The sequence below is a fragment of the Aeromonas sp. 604176 genome (assembly GCF_049170755.1).
GTDB lineage: Bacteria > Pseudomonadota > Gammaproteobacteria > Enterobacterales > Aeromonadaceae > Aeromonas > Aeromonas veronii_A.
Genome location: NZ_JAAKNE010000162.1, coordinates 1 through 7,143 on the forward strand (window position 1 = coordinate 1; position 7,143 = coordinate 7,143).

Annotated in this window: 6 protein-coding genes; 2 read left to right on the forward strand and 4 right to left on the reverse strand. The window is 59.8% G+C overall.

From position 1 onward, the window contains the following. Window positions 1–294: 294 nt before the first annotated feature. The 4 genes from aroA to G5358_RS19540 all read right to left on the reverse strand — a co-directional run bounded on the left by aroA (window position 295) and on the right by G5358_RS19540 (window position 4,795). Window positions 295–1,578, reverse strand: coding sequence for a 3-phosphoshikimate 1-carboxyvinyltransferase (gene aroA, locus G5358_RS19525; RefSeq protein ID WP_247822662.1), 1,284 nt, complete (start codon window positions 1,576–1,578; stop codon window positions 295–297). Window positions 1,579–1,805: 227 nt separating this feature from the next. Further along, window positions 1,806–2,894, reverse strand: a complete 1,089-nt coding sequence (gene serC, locus G5358_RS19530; protein ID WP_005345045.1) for a 3-phosphoserine/phosphohydroxythreonine transaminase — start codon at window positions 2,892–2,894, stop codon at window positions 1,806–1,808. A gap of 225 nt (window positions 2,895–3,119) precedes the next feature. Next, window positions 3,120–4,046, reverse strand: a complete 927-nt coding sequence (locus G5358_RS19535; protein WP_421208347.1) for an electron transfer flavoprotein subunit alpha/FixB family protein — start codon at window positions 4,044–4,046, stop codon at window positions 3,120–3,122. Then, window positions 4,043–4,795: an electron transfer flavoprotein subunit beta/FixA family protein gene (locus G5358_RS19540; protein ID WP_421172179.1), complete on the reverse strand. Its 753-nt coding sequence runs from the start codon at window positions 4,793–4,795 to the stop codon at window positions 4,043–4,045. The genes G5358_RS19535 and G5358_RS19540 overlap by 4 nt, the downstream gene beginning before the upstream one ends. 169 nt (window positions 4,796–4,964) lie before the next feature. Here G5358_RS19540 and G5358_RS19545 point away from each other — a divergent pair, with 169 nt between their 5' ends. Beyond that, window positions 4,965–6,608, forward strand: a complete 1,644-nt coding sequence (locus G5358_RS19545) for an electron transfer flavoprotein-ubiquinone oxidoreductase (protein ID WP_421324740.1) — start codon at window positions 4,965–4,967, stop codon at window positions 6,606–6,608. A gap of 118 nt (window positions 6,609–6,726) precedes the next feature. Then, window positions 6,727–6,822: a 4Fe-4S dicluster domain-containing protein gene (locus tag G5358_RS19550; RefSeq protein WP_421324742.1), complete on the forward strand. Its 96-nt coding sequence runs from the start codon at window positions 6,727–6,729 to the stop codon at window positions 6,820–6,822. The last annotated feature ends 321 nt before the right edge of the window (window positions 6,823–7,143 follow it).

The following is a 7,143-nucleotide window of genomic DNA, read 5'->3' on the forward strand; positions in this document are numbered from 1 at the left end:
TTCTCAAGCACCGCAACCGGGGGTAATAACTCTTTGATTTCACTGATACGAACGTCGTCGGTTTGATGCTGCATGACAAGGCTTCCTGCTAGATGACTACGATTAGGAAATCTCAACATAGCCCGCGACAACGCATGTGTAAATAGGAAATTACAGTAATCACAAAACTATTTTATATGGCAATCTTGCAAGTTATTGAAATGATGCTAAGCGAAATGACGATGCTGGTGAGGAAGGCAAAAAAGCCCGCTCAGCGCGGGCCCGAAGCGTCGGTGATGACGGGTTTGTCAGTGATCAGCCACGCTGGCTGATACTGGCCAGCTTGTCGAAGTAATCCGGGAAGGTCTTCGAGGTGCACTTGGGATCATTGATGGTGACCGGGGTATCCGACAGCGCCACCAGCGAGAAGCACATGGCGATACGGTGATCGTTGTAGGTATCGATCTCGGCATGCTTGAGCTGGGTCGGCGGGGTCACGGTGATGAAGTCATGCCCCTCCTCCACTTCGACGCCCAGCTTGCGCAGCTCGGTCGCCATGGCGTGCAGACGATCGGTCTCCTTCACCCGCCAGTTGTAGATATTGCGAATGGAGGTCGGCCCCTCGGCAAACAACGCCGCTACGGCGATGGTCATGGCCGCATCGGGAATATGGTTCATATCCATATCCACTCCGTGCAGCGGCGCCTGCTCCGCCTCGATGAAATCATCACCCCAGGTGATGCGCGCGCCCATCTTCTCCAGCACGTCGGCGAAGTGGATATCACCCTGAATGCTGTGCTTGCCGATACCGGTGACCCGCACCTTACCCTTGATGGCACCCGCCGCGAGGAAGTAGGAGGCGCTGGAGGCATCCCCTTCCACCAGAAAGTCACCCGGGCTGATGTAGGTCTGGTTGCCCTTGATGTAGAACAGCTTGTAGTTGTCGTGCTCGATGACCACCCCAAACTGCTTCATGATGTGCAGGGTGATGTCGATGTAGGGCTTGGAAACCAGCTCCCCCTTGATGTGGATCCGGGTATCGCCCGCCGCCATCGGCGCCGCCATCAAAAACGCGGTCAGGAACTGGCTGGAGACGGAGCCGTCGACGTGCACATCGCCGCCCCACAGCCCCTTGGCGTCCACCACCAGCGGCGGATAACCATCGTGTTTCAGGTACTGGATATGGGCACCCGCTTCACGCAGGGCATCCACCAGATGGCCGATGGGACGCTCTTCCATGCGCGGCTCGCCGCCCAGAGTATATTCACCGGAGCCCAAGCACAGCGCGGCGCACAGCGGTCGCATGGCGGTACCGGCGTTGCCGAGGAACAGATTGACCGGCTCTTTCACCGCAAAGCTGCGGCCCAGCCCCTGCACGGTACACTCGGTCTTGTCGGCGGAGAGCTTGTACTTGACCCCGAGCTGGGTCAGCGCAGCCAGCATATGACGAATGTCATCGCTGTCGAGCAGGTTAGTCAGACGGGTGGTGCCACGAGCCAGCGCCGCCAGCAGCAGCGCACGGTTAGAGACACTCTTGGAGCCGGGCAAATTGACCTCACCGACCACACGAGAAATGGGTTCCAAACGCAACGAATTCATAGACTTCCTGTGCTATCTCAAAAATAAACGCCTGTCCGGACGTTAACAGCCTGCGTCCCGCTCGGCAAGGGCACTTTCAGGGGAAATCGCACGGCAAACGCCAGCGAGCTGGTTCTGTTGAAAAAAAGACGCCGGGGTATCCCCGGCGTCTTGAATCACTGCAATAGCTGGAAGCGGCTCACGAGTTGTCACGAGAGGCCGCCAGCAAGCATGTGAGTACTCTCTTCTCAGCCGTGGCGCTTGGCAAAACCATCCATAAAGCTCACCAAGGCCTTCACTCCCTCCAGCGGCATGGCGTTGTAGATGCTGGCGCGCATGCCACCGACAATACGGTGCCCCTTGAGGGCCAGCAGGCCAGCGGCTTCCGATTCGGCCAGGAACTGCTTGTCCAGCTCGGCATTTTTCAGCTGGAACGGGATGTTCATCCGCGAACGGCAGCTGACATCCACCTGATTGCCATAGAAGCTCGACTGATCGAGATAGTCATACAGGAAGTCGGCCTTCTCCTTGTTGCGCGCTTCCATCGCCTCGAGACCACCCTGTTCTTTCAGCCACTCGAACACCAAACCGGCCAGATACCAGGCGTAGGTGGGCGGCGTGTTGAACATGGAGTCGTTCTTGGCAGTGAGCTTGTAGTCAAAAATCGAGGGGACATCGGCTCTGGCCTGATCCAGCAGGTCATCGCGCACGATGGCGATGGCAAGCCCGGACGGGCCGATATTTTTTTGGGCACCGGCATAGATGATGCCAAAGCGGCTCACATCGAGAGGACGGGAGAGAATGGTGGAGGAGAGATCCGCCACCAGCGGCACCTCGCCGGTGGCCGGGATGTCGAACATCTCGATGCCATCAATGGTTTCGTTCGGGCAGTAGTGAACATAGGCCGCATCGGCGCGAAACGCCGGGGTCGGCAGCAGGTGGGAGATCCCCTGCTCGTTCTTGGCAACCCCTTGGAAGGTCTGAATATCGCCATACTTTTTGGCTTCATCCACCGCGCTCTGGGACCAGACACCGGTCAGCAGGAAGTCCGCCTTCTTGTTGGCCCCGCCAAGCAGGTTCATGGGCACGGCGGAGAACTGACCGCGGCCGCCACCGTGCATGAAGAGCACCTTGTAGTTGTCCGGCACCGCCAGCAGCTCGCGCAGATCCGCTTCGGCCTTCTCGGCCACCGCCATGTAGGGCTTGCCACGATGGGAAAGCTCCATGACCGAGGCTCCCAGCCCCTGAAAATTACAAAATTCGCGCTGGGCGCGCTCCATGACTTCAACCGGCAGCATGGCGGGGCCGGCGCAGAAGTTGTAAATCTGTTTGCTCATGACGCTTTCCGTGAGTGGATGAGATTAATCGATGACTTGTCAGGTTTTACACAAGAGCAGCCAGCGGATCAAAGGCTTTTTGGGAGCTGGCTCAACCTTTTACCGTCACTCTGCCTCCCCCTTGCAGGAGAAAAAGCCCTGAACGGGTCAGGGCTTGCAGGGAACATGCACAGAAATGGCGGGCAGAGCGCATAAACGACCACTGCTCAGCCATTTCTGACAAATTTACAGTTTGGCGGTGAGCTCCGGCAGCAGAGTGAAGAGATCCCCCACCAGCCCGTAGTCCGCCACCTGAAAGATGGGGGCATCGCTGTCCTTGTTGATGGCCACGATCACTTTCGACTCCTTCATCCCCGCCAGATGCTGGATGGCCCCCGAAATGCCGACCGCGATATAGAGCTCGGGCGCCACCACCTTGCCGGTCTGCCCCACTTGCAGATCGTTGGCGACATATCCCGCATCAACGGCGGCCCGCGATGCGCCCACCGCCCCACCCAGCTTATCGGCCAGCGCCTCAATCAGGGCGAATTGCGCCTTGGAGCCCAGCGCCCGGCCTCCGGAGACCACCACCCGGGCGGCGGTCAGTTCGGGCCTGCTGGAGCGCACCGCGCGGCGCTCGACCAGCCGGGTACGACCAGCGAATTCGGGCACGGCCAAGTGCTCGATGGGAGCCTGCCCGCCTGTCGCCGCCTTGGCAAACGCGGTGGCCCGCACTGTCATCACCTTGACGGGTGCCGAGCTTGCCACTCTGGCGATGGCATTGCCTGCATAGATGGGGCGCAGGAAGGTGTCGCTACTCTCGATAGCCGTCACCTCGGAGAGCATCTCCACCCCGAGCCGAGCCGCTACTTGTGGCAGCAGCGCCTTGCCCATGGCACTCGCCGCCATCAGGCAGTGGCTGTAACCTTCGCACCAGCTGGCCAGCAGCTTGTCCACCCCATCCAGCAGCCCGTCGGCCAGCAGGGGATGTTCGGCAAGCAACACCTTGTCGACGCCGCAGAGGGCTGCCGCCTGTTCACCCGCCTCGGTCAGCCCCTGACCCAGCAACAGCAGGTCAACCTGACCGCCGATGGCTCCGGCGGCGGTGACCAGTTGTGCCACGTTGTCGGCCAGATGGCCCTGATGATGTTCGGCAATGATCAGCACGCTCATGGCAGCACCTTCGCTTCGTGTTTGAGTTTGTCCACCAGCTCGTCCACCGAGCCCACCTTGATCCCGGCGCTGCGGGCTGGCGGCGCCATCACCCCGAGCAAACGGGTCTGGTTGGCCACCTCAACGGCGAGTGTCGAGAACGGAGCGCTATCAAGCGGCTTGCGCTTGGCCTTCATGATGTTGGGCAGCGAGGCAAAGCGCGGTTCATTCAAACGCAGATCGGCGCTCACCACCGCAGGCAACGGCATGCGCAGGGTCTCGAGGCCACCGTCGATTTCGCGGGTCACCAGCAGTTCCCCCGCTTCCACCTTGAGGGCTGACGCACAGGTCGCCAGCGGCCAATCATTGAGGGCAGCCAGCATCTGGGCCACCTGATTGTTGTCAGAATCGATGGACTGCTTGCCGAGCAGCACCAGATCCGGCTGCTCCTGCTCACACACCTTGTGCAAGGCACGGGCGACAGTGAGCGGGGTGAGCGTCTCGTCGGTGACATAATGCAGCGCCCGATCCGCCCCCAGCGCCAGCCCATGGCGCAGTTGCTCGGCGGCAGCGTCAGGGCCGAAAGTCACCACCACCAGCTCGCTGGCGATACCCGCTTCCCGCAGCCTGACCCCCTCCTCCACCGCAATTTCACAAAAGGGGTTGATCCCCATCTTCACATTGGCCAGCTCCACGTCGGAGCCGTCTCCCTTCACCCGGATCTTGACGTTGTAGTCGACTACCCGTTTGATTGCGACCAGCAGCTTCATGGGGTCATGCCTCGTCTCTTTGGATTGAATTCATTAGTGTGCCTCTGCGTTTGTTGCAGTACGCTCTTCCCTGATTTTTTGCTTTTTCTTGCTCAGCTTTGCTTACAACTGCTTTACGTTTACGTAAACTACCAGCATTACCCTAGGCCAACCAGAGCGCAGAGGCAAGATGGAACGGGAAGCAATGGAATTTGATGTCGTCATCGTCGGCGGCGGACCGGCGGGGCTCAGTGCAGCCATCGCCCTGAAACAGCAGGATGCCACTCTCTCTGTCTGTCTGCTGGAGAAGGGGGCGGAAATTGGCGCCCATCTGCTCTCCGGCGCCCTGTTTGATCCCGTCGCCTTGCAAGAGCTGCTGCCGGATGGCTGGCAGCAAGCGCCGCTCGGCGTGCCGGTCAGCGACGATCAGGTGCATCTGCTGCAAAGCGAGCAACGTTCCCTGCAACTGCCCGCCTGGGCGGTGCCGCCCCGGATGCACAATCAGGGTTGCCATGTGGTCAGTCTGGGCAATCTCTGCCGCTGGCTTGGCCAACAGGCGGAAAAACTGGGAGTCGAAATATACCCGGGATTTACCGCCAGCGAACTTATCATGGAAGCGGGCCGGGTCAAGGGGGTCATCACCGGCGATCTGGGGCTGGATCGGGCTGGGAACCCAAAAGCTGATCATGTGCCCGGCATGGCGCTGCTCGGTCGCTACACCCTCTTTGCCGAAGGGGCACGCGGCCATCTCGGCAAGCAGCTGATCGCCGAGTTCAATCTGGAAAACCCAGCCCAACCCCAACACTACGCCATCGGCTTCAAGGAGCTGTGGCAACTGCCAGCAGGTCGGGGCAAGGCGGGACAGGTGCTACACGGTAGTGGCTGGCCCCTTGGCAAGCAGGGGGGCGGCAATAGCCACGGTGGCTTCTATCTCTATCACATGGAGGGGGATCAGGTGGCAGTCGGGCTGATTGTCGATCTCAACTACCAGAATCCCTGGCTCAGCCCGTTTGACGAATTCCAGCGCCTCAAGTATCACCCGCTTATCGCTGGCGTGTTGCAAGATGGGGAGCGCATCAGCTATGGCGCCCGCGCCATCACCAAGGGGGGCTGGCACGCCCTGCCCCGCATGCACTTCCCGGGCGGCCTGCTGATCGGTTGTGATGCGGGCACCCTCGACTTTTCCCGCATCAAGGGGATCCACACCGCCATGAAATCGGGAATGCTGGCGGCAAAAACCGTCGCGATGGCCCTGCGGGGTGGCGATGAAGGGGGCCGGGATCTGGCCCAGTATGGCGACGAGCTGCAACAGAGCTGGCTGGCCCGCGAGCTCAAGGCGGCGCGCAACTTCGGCGCGGCGCTTCACCGCTATGGTCCCTGGTTGGGCGGTGCCTTCAACTGGCTGGAGCAACGGCTGTTTGGCGCAAACTCGCCCTTCAGGTTGCTCGATAAAGCTCACGATTACCGTCAGCTGCGCGTGGCCAGCCGCTGCGAGCCCATCCATTATCCCAAACCCGATGGCAAGCTGAGCTTTGACAAACTCTCGTCTGTGTATCTGGCCAACACCAGTCACGACGAGGATCAGCCTTGTCACCTCAAGCTGCAGGACGAGCGTATTCCGGTCGAGGTCAATCTGCCCACCTGGGCCGAACCCGCCCAACGCTACTGTCCGGCCGGGGTGTTTGAGGTACTGGAAATGGAAAGCGCGGCCAAACTGCAGATCAACGCCGCCAACTGTATTCACTGCAAAACCTGTGACATTAAAGATCCCAGTCAAAACATTATCTGGACGCCGCCACAGGGGGGCTCCGGGCCCAATTATCCGAATATGTGATGGAACGGCAATGCCAAGATGCGGTGACATCAAAGATACTCAGTCCCAAAACATCGTCTGGACACCGCCACAAGGAGGATCCGGGCCCAACTATCCCAATATGTGATGGAATACGGCGATGCCAAGATGCGGTGACATCAAAGATACTCAGTCCCAAAACATCGTCTGGACACCGCCACAGGGGGGCTCCGGGCCCAATTATTCGAATATGTGATGAAGCGGGGCAGCGGCAACAAGCAGCCCCAGCTGCCCCTCCCCCAGCCAAAGGCGGGTTCTACCCCGCATAGCCGCTCAGGTGATCCGACCTCGCTGTTTTTTTGGACAAACAAGCTGAATCCCTGATGAATAGCCCCTGACAAGCGGGGCCCACCCCTGTATAGTTCGCCGCATTCAGGTTTTCCATCGGCCCGATCTGCTTATCCACGGGATCGCCTTCTGCAGCGATCTAAGGCCGCATGACCTGTGCAACCATCCCTGATTACCCATGACTTTTTAAGGGGGGACAGATGATCACCGCCTACATTCTCAATAACAA

What these genes read in the sequence shown, in the direction of transcription:
- serC (WP_005345045.1), bottom strand. Translation starts at nt 2,894, where the DNA reads ATGAGCAAACAGATTTACAACTTCTGCGCCGGCCCCGCCATGCTGCCG.
- aroA (WP_247822662.1), bottom strand. Translation starts at nt 1,578, where the DNA reads ATGAATTCGTTGCGTTTGGAACCCATTTCTCGTGTGGTCGGTGAGGTC.
- G5358_RS19535 (WP_421208347.1), bottom strand. Translation starts at nt 4,046, where the DNA reads ATGAGCGTGCTGATCATTGCCGAACATCATCAGGGCCATCTGGCCGAC.
- G5358_RS19540 (WP_421172179.1), bottom strand. Translation starts at nt 4,795, where the DNA reads ATGAAGCTGCTGGTCGCAATCAAACGGGTAGTCGACTACAACGTCAAG.
- G5358_RS19550 (WP_421324742.1), top strand. Translation starts at nt 6,727, where the DNA reads ATGCCAAGATGCGGTGACATCAAAGATACTCAGTCCCAAAACATCGTC.
- G5358_RS19545 (WP_421324740.1), top strand. Translation starts at nt 4,965, where the DNA reads ATGGAACGGGAAGCAATGGAATTTGATGTCGTCATCGTCGGCGGCGGA.